Genomic DNA, 18,882 nt, shown 5'->3' on the forward strand with positions numbered 1-18,882 from the left:
AACTCAAGGAGGTCACCACCATGCAACGCATCCTGTCCACCCAGCTGTCCGCGCACGTCGGTGAGACCGTACACGTCGCGGGCTGGATTCACCGCCGCCGACTCCTGAAGTCGGTCGCCTTCCTGATCCTGCGCGACGCCACGGGCCTGACCCAGGTCGTGGTGTCGGAGGAAACCGTCCGCGCCCAGTTGGAGGCCCTGCCGGAGGAGACGACGGTCTCCGTCGTCGGCACGGTCACCGCCGAGCGGTCCGCGCCGGGCGGAGTCGAGATCACCTCGCCGGTGATCGAGGCACTGACCGACCCCGCGCAACCGGTCCCGTTCGACCTCTATCGGCCCGACCTGCGCGCGAGCCTGCCGACGATGCTCGACCACGCGCCGGTCGCCCTGCGCCACCCGAAGCTCGCCGCCGTCCACCGCATCGGCGCGGCCGCGGTCGGCGGCTTCCGTACGGCGCTCGAAGCCATGTCGTTCGTCGAGATCCACACCCCGAAGATCGTGGGTGCGGCGACCGAGAGCGGCGCCAACGTCTTCCGACTCGACTACTTCGGCCGCCCGGCCTACCTGGCGCAGTCGCCCCAGCTCTACAAGCAGATCATGGTCGGCGTCTTCGAGCGGGTCTACGAGGTCGGACCGGTCTTCCGCGCCGAGCCGAGCGACACCGCCCGCCACCTGGCGTCGTACACGTCCCTCGACGCCGAGATGGGCTTCGTCGAGGACCACCGCGACGTCATCGCCGCGTGCCACGCGACGGTCGCGGGCATGCTGGCCGGTATCCGGGCGGCGGCCGGTCCCTCGCTCGACCTTCTCGACGTCACCATGCCCGTACTGCCGGAGAGCCCCGTGGTGGTGCACTTCTCCGACGTCCTTGAGATGATCGGCAAGGCGACCGGCGAGGACGTCACCGCCGAGCCCGACCTCGCACCGGCGCACGAACGCTGGATCGGGGAGTGGGCTCTGCGCGAGCACGGTTCGGACTTCGTGTTCGTCGAGGGCTACCCGACCGCGCATCGCGCCTTCTACACCCATCCGGACCCGGCGCGCCCCGGCCACTCACGCGCGTTCGACCTGATATTCCGTGGCCTGGAGCTGGTCAGCGGCGGCCAGCGGATGCACCGCCACGACGACTACGTGCGAACGCTGACCGCGCGTGGCGAGAGCGACCTGTCGGCGTACTCGGGATATCTCGACGCGATGCGCTCCGGCATGCCGCCGCACGGTGGCTTCGCCTTCGGGCTGGAGAGGTTCATGGCACGCCTGCTCGACGTGCAGAACATCCGCCAGGTCACGCTGTTCCCCCGGGACCTGCACCGGCTCGCCCCGTAAACGACTCGCTCTCCGTCGTGGCGGAGGTGCGGGTGGCCGGTCTGCCTCCCGCACCTACCGGCGGTTCGTCACTCCTGCGCGGCGAAGGAGAGCTGACCGACAGGGTGAGATTTCCGTCAAAGACGCTGGTGAACGGCAGTATCAGAATGGAACCGTCCAAATTTTCAAAAAACGACAGACCCTGATTTTCGCTGTTATCTTCATCCCGTTCACATGATCATGGACCGCTTGCAGCAGCGGTCCGATGACATTCCATGGGGGAAGAAGATGACAGTTTCGCGCTCGGGAAACTCGCGGCCGAGAGGCTCGCGACTCCCGAGAAGGCACCTCGTCGCGGCGTTCACCGCGACCTGTGCCTTCGTCACGATCTGGGGAGGTGGCGTGGCCTCGGCGGCGGCGCAGAGCGTCACGATCAAGCCGTCGGCCGACACCTCCTACTCGCAGGTTTCCCAGGACGGTAACGGCAGCGCCAAGACGACGCTCGCGACCTGCCCGCAGTCCTGCGAGGGGAACTCCGCCGGAGAGCGGCAGGCGGTCGTCGCCTTCACGGTCACCGGCCTGCCCGCCGGAGCCGGCAACGTGAAGGCCCGCCTGGAGCTGTACTCCTGGAACGCCTTCGCCGCGACCACGACCACCGCCCACAAGGCGAGCGGCGGCGCCTCGGCCGCCGGAACCTGGGAGAGCAGGCCGACGCTCGGCTCCGCGCTGGACTCCTCCAGCGCGGTCACCAAGGGTTACAACGCCTGGGACGTCTCCTCGGCCGTCACGGGCAACGGCGCGGTGACCTTCGCCGTCCGCCAGTCGACCAGGAACACCCGCACCTACTGGGCCTCCGCCGACAACTCCAACGCGGCGATCCGGCCGCGCCTGGTCGTCACCTACACCACGGGCGGCACGGCCACCCCCACGCCGACCGCGAAGCCCACGGCAACGCCGACGGTGAAACCGACCGTCACGCCCACGGCCACGGCCACGGCCACACCGACCGTGAAGCCGACCGCCACGCCGACGGCGACCTCCACGAACCCGCCCGGGTGGAAGCTCGTCTGGTCCGACGAGTTCGACGGCACCGCGCTCGACACCAAGAAGTGGAACCCCAAGGACAGCTCCGTGGACTACGACCGCGCCTGCATCACCAGCAGGCCGGAGAACCAGTTCGTCCGCGACGGCAACCTGACGGTGCGGGCACTCAAGGAAGACTGGAAGTGCGCCGGCACGACCCGTCACTACACGACCGCCTACCTCGACACGAAGGGCAAGGCGTCGTTCGCCTACGGCCGCTTCGAGGTGCGCGCGAAGTCGCCGAACGGGCCGACCAACTCCACGGGCCTGTGGCCCGCCTTCTGGATGAGGCCGGACGACGGGGGCAACGGCGAGATCGACGTCACCGAGCTCCCCGGCGGTGCCAAGTACTACAAGGCCGCGACCGCCGCGATCTTCCGTGACTACACGCCCACCAAGAGCGACTTCCGCTACACCTTCCCGAGCGGTTACCCGGGCGACGGCTTCCACACCTACACCACCGAGTGGGAGCCCGGGGTGATCCGCTGGTACATCGACGGCAAGGAGATCTGGCGCAGGGAGGGCAACACGCCCGCCTGGCTGAAGGAGACCTTCGGCTCCGACGCGAGCTACAAGCGCAAGTTCCACCTGCGGATCAACTTCCAGGTCGGCGGCTGGCTGGGCGCCCCGGACGCCTCGACCACCTTCCCGGCCGACTTCAAGGTCGACTACGTGCGCGTCTGGCAGCGCTAGAAGTGTCGTCCCCGCACCGGTCCGGTGCGGGGCGGCCGTAGTGGGGTGAGGGCCTTCGGGGCCGGCGCGGATCGGCGAGATCCGCAGCGCGGCACCCCGAAGGCCCTCATGCCGCGCCGCGACATCCCGCAGCGTGACCGGAAAGCTCTCATGCTCCGCCGCGACATCCCGCCGACCGGGACCGGCGACAACCGGGCAGGCCGTACCCGGCCCGCCTCAGCGCGACTCCCCGCCGACCTGTGACTCCTGGCGGGTCGTGCGCAGGGCCGACCGTACGATCTCCTCCAGATGCTCGCTGTGCGCGCCACGCCAGTAGATCTGCCCGCACTCCGAGCATCGGCCGTAGACGTCGTAGGAGCGCCTCGTCCCGGTCTCCAGCAGGCGGTCGATCTCGCTCTTGTCGACGGGGGCCAGCTCCCCGTTGCAGGCGGTGCAGCGGGTCCACGGCCGCAGCGGCGGCGCGAACCGTTCCAGCAGGTCGCGAAGCTGGTCGTTCGCCTTGGTGCCTCGTACGTAGGCGCCGAGCCAGAGCGCCCGGCGGCACAGCAGGCCGTGATCCTGGGTGAGCAGCACGCGGCGTTCCCTGTTCGCCTCGGCGACGAGGGAGGGATCGTCCATGTCGTTGTGATAGGTCGCGTCCACGCCCAGCAGCCGGAGCCGTCGCGCGAGAGTGCCCAGGTGGACGTCGAGCAGGAACCGGGGCGCGTCCTGGCCGGGTTCGAGCGGCACCCGCTGAGGGCGGGACATGGCGTGAACATGGACCACGTCACCGGCGACGGGCTGATAGGACGTGCCGACCTCCGCGCCTTCGACGATCAGCGGCCCCACCTCGGGCAGCGGAACGCCGATCGACTCCACGACATGGCCCAGAGTCGACGTCCCGTCCGGCTTCACCCGCTGCCACTCGCGCCGCCGACGCGCGGGCAGGAACAGCAGCAACTCGGGGGCGATACGCAGGTGGAGATCGGATTCGCTCACACCTTCAGCATGCCATCCGCCCCAGGCGCCCCGACACGCATTAAACGACGGCTCGCGGGACCGCTTGCGTCACCGAATTCACGTACGCCCGTCGGGAGATGACCTTCGTGAAGCCGCGCCCAGGCGCAGGCGCTGGAGACGTGTCGCAGGGGGAGACCGGATGAGACTTTTCTCGATATCCGGCCCTGCTCAGAGGAGGCGGCCCGCGATCATGCGCGCTTCCCGGTTCGTCGAAGCGATTCGTGAACAGCGGGCCCGGCGGCGAGAAGGATCTCGCCGCCGGGCCTCTCACCGTCGTCCCCGCCGCGATGGCAGGCGCGGCCAGGTCAGGATGGAGTCCAGGCACTCCACGTGCCGGTGGGTCAGCTCCTGGTCCATTTCTGGCTGCTCGTGCCGGTGCAGGACCACAGCTGCACCTTGGTTCCGTTGCCGGTCCCGAAGTTGCTCGCCTCCAGGCATTTGCCGGACTGCACGCCGGTGATGGTGCCGTCGCCGTTGATGTTCCACTGCTGGTTGGTTCCGCCGTTGCAGTCCCAGATGATCACCTGGGTGCCGTTGGCGGTGCCCTGGCCGGAGGCGTCCAGGCACTTGTTGCCGTACACCTGCAGCTGCTTACCGGAGGTGGAGGTCCAGCGCTGGTTGGTGCCGTTGCCGCAGTCCCACAGCTGGAGCTGGGTGCCGTTGGTGGTGGTCGCGTTCGGGACGTCCAGGCATCGGCCGGCGTTGACGTTGCGCAACACCGACGTCGACCCGGGGTCGGGGCCGGGGCCGGGACCGGGGCCCGGGTCGGAGGGGGGCAGCAGCGTGACGGTGTAGGAGTCGTCGATGGCGGTGTGCGGCAGGTTGACCGTCGTGCCGTTGCCGGACAGGGTCACCACGGAGTTCTGGACGGTGACCGGGGCCGTGACGGCGCCGCCGCCGTTGTAGGGGATGCGCTCGGCGACGACCCTCACCTGGTTGTTCTCCACGATGCCGCTGGTGGCGTCCAGGCGCCGCAGGTTGACGGCGATGTTGCCGGTCGTGGTGCCGCCGCCGACCAGGATCTTGGCCGTCCCCGCCGCCTTGGTGGCGAACGCGTCGTACGAGGCGCTGGGGGTGACGGACACGATCTGGCCGGTCTGCGAGCCGTAGAAACGGTAGGCCCACCATTCGCCCTTCGGCTGGTACTGGCCCGACGAGTTGCGGACGAGCAGGTTGCCGAGGTCGTTGTGCAGGTTTCCTCCGCCCGCCCAGTTGGCGCGCAGGCCGTCGGCGCCGGCCCGCTCCAGGCGCGCGATGTACCAGGCGCCGTCGGCGGGGTTCTGCTCGTTGGACGCCCCGTATTCGTTGATCTGGTAGGGCCGTGGGTGCGGGATGCCACGGGAGTTCAACGTGGTGTCGGCCGCCGCCACGTTGGCGACCGGGTCGCCCGGCAGGGAGTGCCAGCTGATGATGTCGGGGACCACGTTGTTGGCCTTGACGTAGTCGAGGTACTGGTTCCAGAAAGCGTGGCCGGTGGACGGCACGCACGCGCAGCTCGGTCCGACGATGAGCTGCGTCGGGAACGCGGCCCGGACGCGCTGGTAGGTGCGGCGCCACAGTTCGAGGTACTGGGAGATCGGACGGTTCCAGAACAGGGTGATGTTGGGCTCGTTCCACAGGTCCCACTGCACCGGGGCGCCGGTGGCCTGCACGTCGTTGATCAGACGGGTGAGGAAGTTGTCGTAGTCCGTCCAGTTGCCGTTGTCGCCGGGGAAGCGCGAGATCGGGTAGCCGTCGGCGCCCCACAGGTCGTGGACGAGCAGGATGAACTCCCCGCCCAGTGACCGGGTGCGCAGCAACTGGGCACGGGTGGCGTTCCACCGTCGGTCGTACTTGCCCGACACCCAGCCACCCGGGCTGTCGAGCTGTGCCCCACCGGCCCGCATGTACCGGAACTTCACGTCGGTGAAGTACTGGTTGGGCGGGCCCGACGCGTTCTCGGTCATGCCGTAGATCCAGCCGGAGGCACGATAGGTCGGAGTGCCACCGCCGGCGGAGAAGTCGACGGCGATGGACTGGTCCGCGGCCTGGGCCGGCGTGGCGGACGTCACGACGGGGCCCGCGACGAGGGCGCCGACGGCGAGGAAGGCGGCGATCACGCGGCGGCCTCTGTGCCGCCTGCCGGGGGTGGTGTCCGCCTCTGGCGTCTCGGACGCGTGAGGGCGGGGCGGATGGGCTGGGAGCGATGGCGTGAGACGCCACAGTCGGGCTCGGCGGACGATGTCGCCAACGTTCATCTTCGGCTCTCCTCACTCGTGAGTGCTGCGCGCACATGTGAGTGGAATGGCTTCGTGGGGGGTGGGGGCCCGAAAAACCGGGATGTTCCTACGTCGAATCGATTCGACCGCAGCCTAGATTTCGCTGTCAGTGATGTCAACAACGTGTGTTATAGAAGTAAACGCATGGTTTCGGGCGCTGCTGACCTCTGTCGGGCGTCGGCCGGGTCATGCTCAGCCCCGGATTCGGTGGTTGAGGCGAATCGGTTCGATGATCCGGCCCGGAATCAACGGGGTGACGCAGGTCGTCACGGACCGGCGATGACGGCCCGCCGACGGGTGCACGGGAGAGGAGCCGATCCGACGGCCGTCGGTAGAATGATCACGCCATACGGTGCGGCAGGAAATCGGGGTGCGAGCCGGGCCCGGGACCATGTCGATCTTCGGATGACTGAAAGTTTCATCGCGGAGGCCCTGCCCGGGGTGCGGCCATGGAGGAGAACACTCCACGGCGAAGTGCGCCCGGCCGCTCGAACCCGCACGGTTCGACGCGAGGTTGCCTCAGGGGCCCACGCTGCCCGATGAGTACGACATATATGAACGGTTCATCTGAGGATGGTCGGCGCGGATACCCGTGGTGCTGGGCATCACCGCTGTTGAAGGGGTAGAACGGCTAACCGTGGTCGGACCCTCGGTGTGCGAATGGTGAAATAAGCAGGCTTAAGGTCTTGACGGGCCTCATGACTCCGACCGTAATTAGAGGCGAGGCCCCGGGACGCGCTCCTTCCGGAACCTCTGCGGCCGGATCACACGGGCGCAGTGCGGAGGCGCTTCGCGGCCCTCCGCATCATGGCGGTCCACGTCGACATCCACAACCTCGCTTCGCCATGCGTCCCTTCGTGGTGTCCCGGTGAGGAGCAGCGGGTTCAACCGGCGCGGGTCGACCGGAAACGAAAGGCGAACGAGTGAAACGCATGATCAGAGCGGTGCTGGCAGCCGTCGTCCTGTGCCTGGCCTCCGCCGGAGTCCTCGTCGGTCTACCGTCGGCGTCCGCCGCGGCCCTGACCCGGGTGACGAATTTCGGAACCAACCCGACGAACCTCAACATGTACATCTACGTGCCGGACAGGGTCGCGGCACGGCCCGCGCTGCTGGTGCTGACCCACTACTGCGGCGGGTCGGCCGGCGCGATCTTTAACGGCAACGGGCACGACTACGTGACCGCGGCCGACAGGTACGGATACGTCATCGTGGTTCCGGAGGTCACCCGCAGCGAGAAATGCTTTGATGTGTCCACCCCCGCCGCGCTGCGGCGCGACGGCGGCGGCGACTCCACCGGTGTCATGGCGATGGTCACCTGGGCGCGGCAGCGCTACAACGTGGACCCGGAACGGATCGTGGTCAGCGGGTTCTCCTCGGGGGCGATGATGACCAACGTGCTGGCCGCCCAGTATCCGGACGTGTTCGCCGCCGGTTCGGCGTTCTCCGGAGTTCCCGCCGGGTGTTTCGCGACCACGAACGGATCGCTGTGGAACAGTCAGTGCTCGGGCGGGCAACTCATCAAGACGGCGCAGCAGTGGGGCGACCAGGCCCGGTCGATGTATCCCGGATACACCGGGCGATACCCGCGGATGCAACTGTGGCACGGCAGCACGGACACGACGCTGCACTACAACAACTTCGGTGAAGAGATCAAGCAGTGGACGAACCTGCACGGGCTGAGCCAGACTCCGGCGTTCACCGACCGTCCGCAGTCGAACTGGACCCGGACCAGGTACGGCGTCACCTCGGCCCAGGCCACGGTGGAGGGGATCAGCATCAGCGGGGTCGGCCACCAGCTGCCGATGAGCGGCCAGCTCGCCTATGCCATCACCTTCCTCGGCCTCGACGGCGGCGGCTCTTCCACGCCGTCCCCCTCACCGTCCACCTCCCCGTCCCCTTCGCCGTCGCCTTCGGGGGGCACGGGTGCTCTGCGGGGTGTGGGGTCGGGGCGCTGTCTGGACGTGGTCGGCGCCTCGCAGGCCAACGGTGCCGCGGTGCACATCTGGGATTGCAGCGGGCAGTCCAACCAGCGGTGGACCTCCACCGCCGCCGGTGAGTTGCGGGTCTACGGCGGCAAGTGCCTGGACGTCAACGGCGCCGGGACCGCCGACGGCTCCACGGTGATCATCTGGGACTGCAACGGGCAGAACAACCAGAAGTGGCGCCTGAACGCCGACGGCACCATCACCGCGGTCGGAGCGAACAAGTGCCTGGACGTCTCCGGGTACGGCACCGCCAACGGCACCAGGGTGCAGATCTGGAGCTGCACCGGCGCCACCAACCAGAAGTGGACGCGGATCTGACCGACGCTGCAGGGATGGGGAGGCCGACGTCCCGGACCAGGGGAAAACGGGTCCGTGGACGTCGGCCTCCGTTGTGGTCCACGCCTGGGACGGGGGAGTGGTGGGCGTGGACCGGCTCCGGGGTCAGGGGATCGGGGGACGATCCCGGCTGCCCCGGAGGTCTGGGGGTTGAGGGTTGGCGGGGAGGTCGAACCAGACTGCGGTGCCGAGTTGGCCGGTGCCGCACAGGCGGGTCCATTGGGTGCCGCAGCGGCCGTGGGTGAGTTCGGTGACGATGCGCAGGCCCCGGCCGCCGGGTTCGAGGTCGTCGAGGTGTTCGGGGACGGCCGGTGGGCGGCGCAGGAGGTGGTCGATGAGGGTGGTGCCCGCTCCGGCGTCGACGACCTCGGCGCGGACGGGCAGGTTGTGGTCGTGCAGGAGGCGTAGTTCGTAGGGGGCGGGGGCGTAGCGGATGGCGTTGGTGACGAGTTCGGAGACGACGATCTCCAGGTCGTCGAGCACGTCAGGGGCCGGGAGTAGTTTGCCCAGCTGGTCGCGGAACAACTCCCGGGCCCGCCGGGCCGCGTTGCCGGGAGGCAGGCACCAGGCGACCATTCGGAAGCGGTTGTGGGCTCTGCCGTACTCGCCGGGGTCCGGAACATGCTCGATGAGCATCGTTGCTCCTAACGGGTGGGACTGGGGGCAGTCCTGCGATCAGGTCGGCAGACGCTCGGCGAGTTCGCTTGGTTTCGCCCCGATGGGAAAGCCTGAGGTCGGCGCTGTTTCCAGGACCGACAGCGCGCAGGGGACGTCTTCACGAAGCGGACAGACAAAGCCGGCGACCGCATCTTTCTGTAACTGTGTGAACACTGTTTGCTGTCACGCCTCGATGATGCAGTGCTGACGCCTCGCAGGCAAGTCATTCCTAGAAGAAAGTCTTTCCTCTGGTGGATGCCGTTTCCTCAAGCTGTTCCGAGCACTACGCTCCCCACGAGGAAAGAGGTGTCCATGCCCGTCGAACCCACCCCGCGACGTCGGCGTCTGGGGGCGGAACTCAGGCGCGTCCGCGAAGCTCTCGGCTGGACCCAGGAGGAAGCGGCAGGCCACCTGGGCTATCAGTCGCTGTCAACGGTCAGCAAGATCGAAAACGGACTGCAAAGACTCAAGATCCAGCAGCTTCCGCACTTCTTCGAGGTCTTCGGCATCACCGACCCCGCCCTGCGGGAAGAACTCCGCGACCTCGTGCGCAGGGCTGGCGAAGCCGACTGGTGGCAGCGCTACGAAGGTGTGGTCGACGACCCCCTCGGCGACTATCTCTCCCAGGTGGAGAACGCCGATGGCCTGTTCGTCTTCAACCCCCTCGCCATCCACGGCCTGCTCCAAACCGCTGAGTACGCCCGTGCGGTGACTGAGGGCAGCAGAGTTTGGAAGACGCCAGAGGATATTGACCACTTCGTGGCACTGCGACTGGAGCATCAGCGCACCATGCTGGAACGCCGACTCCCACTGAAGATCTGGACGGTGCTCCCTGAAGGGCTGCTGCGTCAGGAAGTCGGCGGACGGGCTTGCACACGTGCCCAGATCGAGCACCTGATCCACCTCGCCCGTACCAACCCCAACGTCACAATCCAGGTCCTGCCGTTCTCTGCGGGAGCGCACGCGGGAATGGACGGCCCCTTCATGCTGATGTCCTTTCCCGCTGGCCGTGACCTCGTGTGCATCGAGTCCTTGCGCGCTTCCCTGCACCTGAACGAGTCTGAGACCGTCGAGCTCTACCGCACCGCCAGCGACCTGTTGAAGTCCGATGCCCTGTCACTGAAGGCATCGCTACCCCTTCTCGCCACGATCGCCGAGGACCTCGCATGAACAAGAACACCATCGACCCCGCCTGGATCGAAACCCAACTCCACAATGCCCGCTGGCACACCAGCAGTCTCAGCAGCGGAGGCACCAACTGCGTCCAGGTCGCCTTTCTGGATCAGGGCATCGTGGCCCTGCGCGACTCCAAGAACCCAGACAGGGCTCCACACCTGTTCACCGACGCCGAGTACGACGCCTTCGTCGGCGGTATCGAACGCGGCGAACTCCGGCGCCCCTGAGGTCGCACGGATACCGAGACGAAAGGGGCAACGACGAAGGTGGCGCCGATGCTCCGGGGGAACGGGGTTCCCCTGTCCGAGGTTCCCGAGTAGCTGGTGGTACTCGGCCGTGCTATTCGACGGCGTGCAGGTGTACGGGGAGTTCCTGGTGACCGTTGCTGATGAGGGTGGGTATCGGACGCAATGTGTCGGCCGGTGTCGCGAGTGACATGGCGGGGAAACGCTCGAAGAGCTGACGCAGGGCTTCTGTGACTTCGAGGCGGGCCAGTGGAGCGCCGAGGCAGAAGTGCACGCCGTAGCCGAACGCCAGGTGGTCCTTCGCCTTGCGCGTGACGTCGAAGGTGTCGGCGTCCGGCCCGTGCCAGTCGGGGTGACGGTTGGCGGCCCCGTACGCGGCGAGGATGGGATCTCCTGCGGCGATGACCTGCCCGTCGGGCAGCTTGATGTCGGTCACGGCGAAGCGCAGTGGCAGATACTTGATGGCGGGCTCGGCGCGAAGGGTTTCCTCCACCACGTCCTCCCAGGTGGCTTCGCCGGTGCGGACGAGGTGGAGCTGGCCGGGGGACGTCAGCATCGCGAGGACGGCTTGGTCGATGACGTTGACGGTCGTTTCGTACCCCGCGTTGATCATCAGAATCATCGTGTCGCGCAGTTCGACATCGGTGAGGCCGGCGCCGTCCGACTCCTCGTCGCGTGCCGCGATGAGGAGGGAGGTCATGTCGTCGCCGGGGTTGTCGCGCTTGGTGGCGATCAACTGGTCGGTGGCCTCGAAAAGACGTGCGGTGTTGGCCTTGGCCTGCTCAGGCGTGAGCGTGCTGTCGAAGACGTTGTCGACGAGCTGCCGGAAATCGTCCCGCTGGTCTTCGGGTACGCCCATCAGGTGGCCGATCACGGCGATGGGCAGCGGGTAGGCCAGCCGCTCACGCAGGTCCACCACCTGGCCGGGGGGCAGCGCGGCCAGGGCGTCGACCAACTCGGTGACCAGGGATCGGATGGTCGGCCTCAGTTCGGCGATGCGGCGTGCGCTGAAGGCGGGGGCGATCATCCGCCGTAACCTGCGATGGTCGGCGCCGTACGCGGTGAGCATGCTCTGCACCTCGATCCACAGGGCGAGCGGCCACGTGCCGATCGTCTGCTGAAAGGCGGGGTGGTGAGCGCGGCCGTTCTTGGAGACGTCGGGGCTGGTGAGCAGGGCCTTGAGAAGGGCAGGGTCGGTGACCGCCCAGGCGCGCAGGCCGAGGATGTCCGCGGGGGTGGCCGGACCACGAGCCCGCAGGGCCTGGTATTCGGCGTGCCGGTCGGCACCGGTGGGATCGATGACGAACGGGAGAGGCTGGGACACGCGTCTTCTCCTTCAGGTCACAGTGGCGAAGCAGAGAGGAGGCGGCCTCACGGGCACCCCGGGTCGCTCTGCCTCGCCATGTCGGTCCGATCACACAGTTGACCGGGTAGCCGAGCTGTATGTGACAGGAAGCCGAGTGCGACGCGTGTCTCGGCTATGCGCCGCCTTTCCCCAGATAGGTCCGCAGGTGCCGGGCGGTGAGGGAGTCTCCCGTCGAGACGAGGTCGGCGGGGGTGCCGGTGAAGACGATCCGGCCGCCGTCGTGTCCGGCTCCGGGGCCGAGGTCGATGATCCAGTCGGCGTGGGCCATCACGGCCTGGTGGTGCTCGATGACGACGACCGTGTTGCCGTCGTCGACGAGCCGGTCCAGCAGGGCGAGGAGCTGGTCCACGTCCGCCAGGTGCAGGCCGGTGGTCGGCTCGTCCAGCACGTACGTGGTGGCCTTCTCCGCCATCCGGATGGCGAGCTTGAGCCGCTGCCGTTCGCCGCCGGACAGGGTGGTGAGCGGCTGGCCCAGGCCGAGGTAGCCCAGGCCCACGTCGGAGAGCCGGTCGAGGACGGCCCGCGCCGCGCCGAAGCTCGCCTTCGAGGCCGTGCCGGAGGAGTCCGTGCCGGGAGCGAAGAAGTCGCGGGCCTCGGCCACCGACATCGCGAGCACCTCGCTGATGTCCTTGCCGCGCAGCTTGTGGGTGAGCACCTCGGGGGTGAACCGCTTGCCCTCGCACTGCTCGCACACCGACGCCACCCCGGCCATCATCGCCAGGTCGGTGTAGACCAGGCCGATGCCCTTGCAGTTGGGGCAGGCTCCCTCGGAGTTCGCGCTGAACAGGGCGGCCTTGACCCCGTTCGCCTTGGCGAAGGCGGTGCGGATCGCGTCGAGCAGCCCGCTGTAGGTGGCCGGGTTGCTGCGGCGCGAGCCCCGGATCGGGGCCTGGTCGACCACCGCGACGTCGTCCCTGCGGGGGAGCGAGCCGTGGATCAGCGAGCTCTTGCCCGAGCCGGCGACGCCGGTGACCACGGTGAGCACGCCGAGCGGGATGTCGACGTTCACGTCCTTGAGGTTGTGCAGGCGGGCGCCGGTGATCGACAGTTGCCCGCTGGGCTGCCGTACCTTCTCGCGCAGGCGGGCCCGGTGGTCCAGGTGGCGGCCGGTGAGGGAGTCCGACGCGCGCAGTCCGGCCACGTCGCCGGTGAAGCAGATCCGCCCGCCGGAGGAGCCGGCGCCGGGGCCGAGGTCGACCACGTGGTCGGCGATCTCGATCGTCTCCGGCTTGTGTTCGACGACCAGGACCGTGTTGCCCTTGTCGCGCAGGCGCAGCAGCAGGTTGTTCATCCGCTCGATGTCGTGCGGGTGCAGCCCGACCGTGGGCTCGTCGAAGACGTAGGTGACGTCGGTCAGGCTGGAGCCGAGGTGGCGGACCATCTTCACCCGCTGGGCCTCGCCCCCGGACAGGGTGGACGACTCGCGGTCCAGGCTCAGGTAGCCCAGGCCGATCTCCACCAGTGACTCCAGCGTGTTGCGCAGGGTGGCGACGAGCGGCCCCACCGAGGTGTCCTCGATGCCCCGGACGAAGTCGGCCAGGTCGCTGATCTGCATCGCCGCGCAGTCGGCGATGTTGCGGCCGTCGATCTTCGAGGCGAGCGCGGCGGGGTTGAGCCTGCTGCCGCCGCACGCGCGGCAGCTCGTGAACGTCACGGCCCGGTCCACGAACGCCCGGATGTGGGGCTGCATCGACTCCCGGTCCTTGGCGAGATAGAGCCGCCGTACCTTGACCAGGAGCCCCTCGTAGGTGGTGTTCATCGTGCCGATTTTGATTTTGGTGGCGGGTTTGTGGAGGAAGTCCTCCCACTGGGTGGGGGTGTAGTCCCTCAGCTTGACGTCGGGGTCGAAGAACCCCGAGTGGGCCAGGCCCTGCCAGTACCACGAGTCCACGGTGAAGTTGGGGGCGGTGATCGCCCCCTCGTTGAGCGAGCGGTCGACGTCGACGAGCTGGGAGACGTCGATGTCGGAGACCCGGCCGAGCCCCTCGCACTCGGGGCACATGCCCTCGGCGCTGTTGAAGCTGAACGCGCTCGAGGTGCCGACGTGAGGGGTGCCGATCCGGCTGAAGACGATCCGCAGCATCGTCTGCGCGTCGGTCGCGGTGCCGACCGTGGAGCGGGAGTTGGCGCCCATCCGCTCCTGGTCGACGACGATCGCCGCGCTCAGGTTGCGCAGGCCGTCGACGTCGGGACGGCCGAGGCTCGGCATGAACGACTGGACGAAGGCCGTGTAGGTCTCGTTGATCAGACGCTGCGACTCCGCCGCGATGGTGCCGAAGACGAGGGAGGACTTCCCGGAGCCGGAGACCCCGGTGAAGACGGTGAGCCGCCGCTTGGGAATGTCGAGCGAGACGTCGGCCAGGTTGTTCTCCCTGGCGCCGCGAACCTCGATCACGTCGTGGCTGTCCGCGGCGGCCGGGCGGCGCCGCGGGCCGCCTGATCCGACCGGTGTGGCGGGTGGGAACACGAACCTTCTCACGCGATATCCTTAGGGTGTAAAGAGTTAGCCCGGCAAAGTTAGTTTATGCCGTAAGGAGTTGCAAGTGGTCGTCTTCGCCGGACAGGGCGACGCGCGCCGTTCGATGGCGCTGCTGTGGCGTACCACCAGGTCGGACCAGGCGCGTCCCGGGCCCAAGCCCGCGCTGAGCGTGGACCTCATCGTGGACACGGCCGTCGCGATCGCCGATTCCGAGGGGATGGCCGCGCTCTCCATGCGCGCGGTGGGCGAGCGGCTCGGCCGCACGGCGATGGCCCTCTACACCTACGTCCCCAGCAAGAGCGAGCTGGTCGACCTGATGTACGACTGGGCCCTCGCCGAATTGTCCACCCGCCACGACCTGGAGGCGGGCTGGCGGGCGGCCGTGACCTCCTGGGCGCGGGAGGCGTGGGAGTTCTACGTACGGCATCCGTGGATGCTGCAGGTGTCGCAGGCGCGCCCCGTGCTGGGCCCCAACGAGTACGTCATGATCGAGGAGTTGATGCGGATCCTCCGGGAGACCGGGCTGGACGCCGGGACGCTGCGGCGCGTCGCGGGGACGCTCTCCTGCTTCGTGCGCGGGGCGGCGCAGACGGTCGCGGAGGCGCGTCAGGCCCCGGCGGCGACCGGGCTGTCCGACGAGGAGTGGTGGTACGCCCGCTCGGCCCTGCTGACGGAGGTCGCCCCCGATTTCGCCGAGCGGTTCCCCACGCTGACCTGGATGGAGGGTGAGGGCGCCTACCAGGCTCAGGACGATACCGTCCCCTACCTGGAACAGGAGGGGAGAGACACCTTCGCCGCCGGGCTCGTCATCCTCCTGGATGGGATCGAGGCGGCCATGGGCGAAGCCGGAGGCTGAGGGCCCTGGTCGCGAGCCGCCGTCACGAGCTCGTAAGAAATCGCGGGAACGTCCGCCCCTACGCTGAACGCATGATCAAATTGCGAGCGGCGGTTGCCCTGGTCTCGGTGGCCTTGCTGGCCTGCGCGTGCGGCACCGAGGGGAGCGTGACCGCCGATGCCGCGCCGCCGGCCGCCGCGCCGTCCGGTCCGGCGTCCACCTCGGCATCCGCGTCACCGGCGCCGTCGGCCTCGCCCGAAACCGAAACCGAAGCTGACACCGACCCACCGGTGGCGACGCCGGCCGCGCTCGCCTTCTCCGCCAAGACCCTGGACGGCGAGCCGTTCCAGGGCGCCGACCTCGCCGGCAAGCCGGTGGTCTTCTGGTTCTGGGCGCCGTGGTGCCCCAAGTGCCGTTCCGAGGCACCCGCCGTCAAGGCGGCCGCCGCCGCGTTCGGCGACGTCGAGTTCGTCGGTGTGGCGGGCCTGGACACCGAGGCGGCGATGAAGGAGTTCGTCCAGGGGACCGGCACCGGCGACATCGTGCAGCTCGCGGACACCAAGGGCGCGGTGTGGACCAAACTGGGCGTGAGCCGGCAGTCGACGTTCGTTTTCATGAAACCGGACGGCTCCACCACGAAGGCCTCGGGCCCGCTCGACCGGGACGCGCTGGACGGCCACGTCCGGCGACTGCTCGGCCGGTAGCCGTCCCTCGTGGCCCTCGACAACCTGGAGAGACGAGCGTGAACGTCGCCGAGGTGCCGCTCGCCCTGGCGCTGGCCGCGGGCACGGTGGCCGCCTTCAACCCGTGCGGCTTCGCGATGCTGCCCGCCTACCTCACCCTGCTGATCGCCGACGGCGGGCCGGGCCGCGGCGGGCCGGTCGCCAGGGCGCTGCTGCTGTCGGTCGCGATGACCGCGGGTTTCGTCACGGTCTTCGGCCTGTTCGGGGTGACCGTCACCGCCCTGGCCGTCTCGGTCGGCCGCTATCTGCCCTGGGTGACGATCGTCATCGGCGTGCTGCTCGCGGGGCTCGGCGTGTGGTTGCTGACGGGCCGCGAGCTGCTGCTCAGGCTTCCCGGGACGGTCACCGGCCGTCCCGCCACCTCGGCGCTCTCGCTGTACGGCTACGGGGTGTCGTACGCGGTGGCCTCGCTGTCGTGCACGGTGGGACCGTTCCTCGCCGTCACCTCGGCCTCGCTGTCCGGCGCCGGCCTGCTCGGCGGCGTGGCGGCGTTCGTGGCCTACGCGCTCGGCATGGGCTTGGTCGTCGCCGTACTGTCCACGGCGGTGGTGCTCGCCCGGGGCGCCGCGGTGACCAGGCTGCGGCGGCTGCTGCCGTACGTGTCCAGGACCGGCGGAGGGCTGCTCCTGTTGGCCGGGCTGTATGTCATGTACTACGGCTGGTACGAGCTGCGGGTCTTCTCAGGCGGGGCTGCCGACGACCCGATCGTGGGCGCCGCGACGGCCCTGCAGGGCGTCCTGGCGGGGTGGCTGGAGTCTCTCGGTGCGGGCCGGATCGCGCTCGCGCTCGCCCTGCTCGTCATTGGTGCGCTCGCGCTGCGCACGGCACGGCGGCGAGACGCTCGCTGAACACGGGAGACGACGGAACCGCGCACAACGGTGTTCGGTGGCGGCGCGCTCGCCGGACATAGGTGGCGGTGGCGGGCTCAGGTGGGTCGCGGGGCGTCCTTCACGCTCACCTGATGGCCGATGTCGTCGTCCTCGGCCGCGTCCAGCACGGCACGTAGCAGTCCGGGGAAGCGGTCCTGCAGGTCGTGCCGGCGCAGGACCACGAAACAGCGGGTGCCCTCCTGGCGGGTGCGGGTCAGCCCGGCGTCACGCAGGACCCGCAGGTGGTGGCTGAGCGTGGATTTGGCCACCGGGGCCTGGAGTTCGCCCCAGCCGCGTTCACGGCCGTCGGCCAGCACCCGCACCAGCCCGACCCGGATCGGATCACTGAGCGCGGCCATCACCCCCGTCAGCGTGATCTCGCCCACCTCGGGGTGATGTGCCTGTCTCATCCGACCATGCTAGCTTGTTCGATGTTTCACGAACATCGAACATCTCAAACGCCGGACATGAGGAGCGTGGATGAGCGACCAGCCCACCGGACGCCTACGGGATCGCGTCGTGGTCGTGACCGGAGCCGGATCGGGGATCGGCCGCGCCGCCGCGATCGCCTTCGCCGACGCCGGAGCGCACGTCCTCGGCGTCGGGCGCCGCGCGGAGGCCCTGCACCAGACCGCCGCCCACCATCCCGCCATCGCCGTCCTGCCCGCCGACATCACCGGAGACGGCGCGGCGCAGGCCGTGATCGACGCGGCGACCGATCGCTGGGGACGTCTGGACGTGCTGGTCAACAATGCCGGAGCCACCGCCGTCATGCCGCTGGCCGACACCGACGCCGAACGTGTCCGCGACCTGTTCACCCTCAACGTCACCGCGCCCAGCCTGCTCGCCCGCGCGGCCCTGCCGCACCTGCGCGCCGGTCACGGCACGATCGTCAACGTCTCCAGCGTCTACGGCCACCGTCCGCTGCCCGGCGCCGCCCACTACGCCGCCTCCAAAGCCGCCCTGGAACAGCTGACCCGCAGCTGGGCGCTGGAGCTGGCCACCGACGGCGTCCGCGTCAACGCCCTCGCCCCCGGCCCCACGGAAAGCGAGGCGCTGACGGCCGCCGGCCTGCCCGAGTCCGTGGTGGAGCAGATCACGCGAGACGAGATCGCCCGCATCCCGCTCGGCCGCCGGGGTACCGCCGAGGAGGTGGCCGCCTGGATCGTGCACCTCGCCGACCCCGCGGCTCCCTGGATCACCGGCCAGGTCCTCACCGTCGACGGGGGTCTGGAACTCACCTGAGCACGCGTCACCCCGGCGCGGTCCGCGTTCTCAGCACCTTTCGCCAGGGGGGCGTTCCCGCACCGGACGTCGGGAAGGCCCCTGCCCGAAGACAGATGCGCCGCGTTCGTCTAATCGGGTCGCTGTGGGGCAGGGGGCCCCTATGAAAAAGTTCTTCAAGGTCGTAGTGGCACGAAGGTTGTCTCGTACACCGATAGGTCTGGCGATCCTGGGGGCGGGCTGGTTCCTGGGACGGCGGCGCAGGCAGCGTGAGCAGGAGCAGGCGGGGCGAGGGCCGGAGTACGCGACGCGGGGAGGCGGGCGCCCGGTCCGCTCCGGCCGCCGCTGAAAACCTCCGGGGTCGACGCCCCGGCCCTCGCGCGCACGGGCACCGGTGTCCCGGCAGGCGCCGGTCGGACGGTGCCCGGCGGGGCGTCGACCGGCTGCCGAGCCTCACCGTCAGGACACCTGCGGGACCGAGCGGACGCTCGATGGGGCGAGCGGCGAGAGGACAGGGGGGCGAGAGGACAGGGGGGCGAGAGGACAGGGGTCGGCCGTGCCCTTCCCGAGTCGGCCCGGTGGCGTCTCCGTCGGGTCGGCCCAGTCGCGCCTTTGTCAGGTCGGCTCGGC

The 18,882-nt window shown here is 69.1% G+C and carries 16 protein-coding genes; 10 read left to right on the forward strand and 6 right to left on the reverse strand.

Going from position 1 to position 18,882, the window contains the following annotated elements; genetic code table 11:
* The first annotated feature begins 20 nt into the window (after positions 1-20).
* Positions 21-1,325, forward strand: a complete 1,305-nt coding sequence (gene aspS / locus ABT352_RS24805; protein WP_350947296.1) for an aspartate--tRNA(Asn) ligase — start codon at positions 21-23, stop codon at positions 1,323-1,325.
* Between the two features lie 267 nt (positions 1,326-1,592).
* Positions 1,593-3,080, forward strand: coding sequence for a family 16 glycosylhydrolase (locus ABT352_RS24810; RefSeq protein ID WP_350947297.1), 1,488 nt, complete (start codon positions 1,593-1,595; stop codon positions 3,078-3,080).
* Positions 3,081-3,296: 216 nt separating this feature from the next.
* Here ABT352_RS24810 and ABT352_RS24815 read toward each other — a convergent pair whose 3' ends face one another.
* Positions 3,297-4,058, reverse strand: a complete 762-nt coding sequence (locus tag ABT352_RS24815; protein WP_350947298.1) for a Mut7-C RNAse domain-containing protein — start codon at positions 4,056-4,058, stop codon at positions 3,297-3,299.
* 362 nt (positions 4,059-4,420) lie between these two features.
* Complete coding sequence (locus tag ABT352_RS24820) at positions 4,421-6,178, reverse strand: RICIN domain-containing protein (RefSeq protein WP_350947299.1); 1,758 nt, start codon at positions 6,176-6,178, stop codon at positions 4,421-4,423.
* A gap of 1,091 nt (positions 6,179-7,269) precedes the next feature.
* Between ABT352_RS24820 and ABT352_RS24825 the strand changes: the two genes are divergently transcribed.
* Positions 7,270-8,640 (forward strand): extracellular catalytic domain type 1 short-chain-length polyhydroxyalkanoate depolymerase, encoded by a 1,371-nt coding sequence (locus tag ABT352_RS24825; protein ID WP_350947300.1) that lies wholly within the window; start codon positions 7,270-7,272, stop codon positions 8,638-8,640.
* Positions 8,641-8,763: 123 nt separating this feature from the next.
* Here the strand turns inward: ABT352_RS24825 and ABT352_RS24830 are convergent, their stop codons facing one another.
* On the reverse strand, positions 8,764-9,294 hold the full coding sequence (locus ABT352_RS24830; RefSeq protein ID WP_350947301.1) for an ATP-binding protein: 531 nt from the start codon (positions 9,292-9,294) through the stop codon (positions 8,764-8,766).
* Positions 9,295-9,627: 333 nt separating this feature from the next.
* Between ABT352_RS24830 and ABT352_RS24835 the strand changes: the two genes are divergently transcribed.
* Both ABT352_RS24835 and ABT352_RS24840 read left to right on the forward strand, forming a co-directional pair.
* Positions 9,628-10,485 carry a helix-turn-helix domain-containing protein gene (locus tag ABT352_RS24835; protein ID WP_350947302.1) on the forward strand — a complete coding sequence of 286 codons (858 nt, stop codon included), beginning with the start codon at positions 9,628-9,630 and terminating at the stop codon, positions 10,483-10,485.
* Positions 10,482-10,718 carry a DUF397 domain-containing protein gene (locus ABT352_RS24840; protein WP_350947303.1) on the forward strand — a complete coding sequence of 79 codons (237 nt, stop codon included), beginning with the start codon at positions 10,482-10,484 and terminating at the stop codon, positions 10,716-10,718. The genes ABT352_RS24835 and ABT352_RS24840 overlap by 4 nt, the downstream gene beginning before the upstream one ends.
* Before the next feature lie 112 nt (positions 10,719-10,830).
* On the opposite strand, the gene ABT352_RS24845 is transcribed toward ABT352_RS24840, so the two are convergent.
* Positions 10,831-12,060: a cytochrome P450 family protein gene (locus ABT352_RS24845; protein ID WP_350947304.1), complete on the reverse strand. Its 1,230-nt coding sequence runs from the start codon at positions 12,058-12,060 to the stop codon at positions 10,831-10,833.
* A gap of 154 nt (positions 12,061-12,214) precedes the next feature.
* The gene (locus ABT352_RS24850; RefSeq protein WP_350947318.1) at positions 12,215-14,569 is read right to left on the reverse strand and encodes an ATP-binding cassette domain-containing protein; all 2,355 of its coding nucleotides are present in this window, start codon (positions 14,567-14,569) and stop codon (positions 12,215-12,217) included.
* 76 nt (positions 14,570-14,645) lie between these two features.
* On the opposite strand from ABT352_RS24850, the gene ABT352_RS24855 reads away from it, so the two are divergent.
* From ABT352_RS24855 to ABT352_RS24865, 3 genes are all read left to right on the forward strand, one after another.
* Positions 14,646-15,437 (forward strand): TetR/AcrR family transcriptional regulator, encoded by a 792-nt coding sequence (locus ABT352_RS24855; protein WP_350947305.1) that lies wholly within the window; start codon positions 14,646-14,648, stop codon positions 15,435-15,437.
* A gap of 71 nt (positions 15,438-15,508) precedes the next feature.
* Positions 15,509-16,120 (forward strand): TlpA family protein disulfide reductase, encoded by a 612-nt coding sequence (locus ABT352_RS24860; RefSeq protein ID WP_350947306.1) that lies wholly within the window; start codon positions 15,509-15,511, stop codon positions 16,118-16,120.
* 38 nt (positions 16,121-16,158) lie between these two features.
* Positions 16,159-17,007, forward strand: coding sequence for a cytochrome c biogenesis CcdA family protein (locus ABT352_RS24865; protein ID WP_350947307.1), 849 nt, complete (start codon positions 16,159-16,161; stop codon positions 17,005-17,007).
* 77 nt (positions 17,008-17,084) lie between these two features.
* Here ABT352_RS24865 and ABT352_RS24870 read toward each other — a convergent pair whose 3' ends face one another.
* Complete coding sequence (locus tag ABT352_RS24870; RefSeq protein WP_350947308.1) at positions 17,085-17,438, reverse strand: ArsR/SmtB family transcription factor; 354 nt, start codon at positions 17,436-17,438, stop codon at positions 17,085-17,087.
* Positions 17,439-17,508: 70 nt separating this feature from the next.
* Here ABT352_RS24870 and ABT352_RS24875 point away from each other — a divergent pair, with 70 nt between their 5' ends.
* Together ABT352_RS24875 and ABT352_RS24880 are read left to right on the forward strand one after the other, a co-directional pair.
* On the forward strand, positions 17,509-18,273 hold the full coding sequence (locus ABT352_RS24875) for an SDR family NAD(P)-dependent oxidoreductase (protein ID WP_350947309.1): 765 nt from the start codon (positions 17,509-17,511) through the stop codon (positions 18,271-18,273).
* A 142-nt stretch (positions 18,274-18,415) separates the two neighbouring features.
* Positions 18,416-18,601, forward strand: a complete 186-nt coding sequence (locus ABT352_RS24880) for a DUF6203 family protein (protein WP_350947310.1) — start codon at positions 18,416-18,418, stop codon at positions 18,599-18,601.
* Positions 18,602-18,882 lie beyond the last annotated feature (281 nt).

This window comes from Streptosporangium sp. NPDC000563 (assembly GCF_040299985.1).
Classification (GTDB): Bacteria; Actinomycetota; Actinomycetes; order Streptosporangiales; family Streptosporangiaceae; genus Streptosporangium.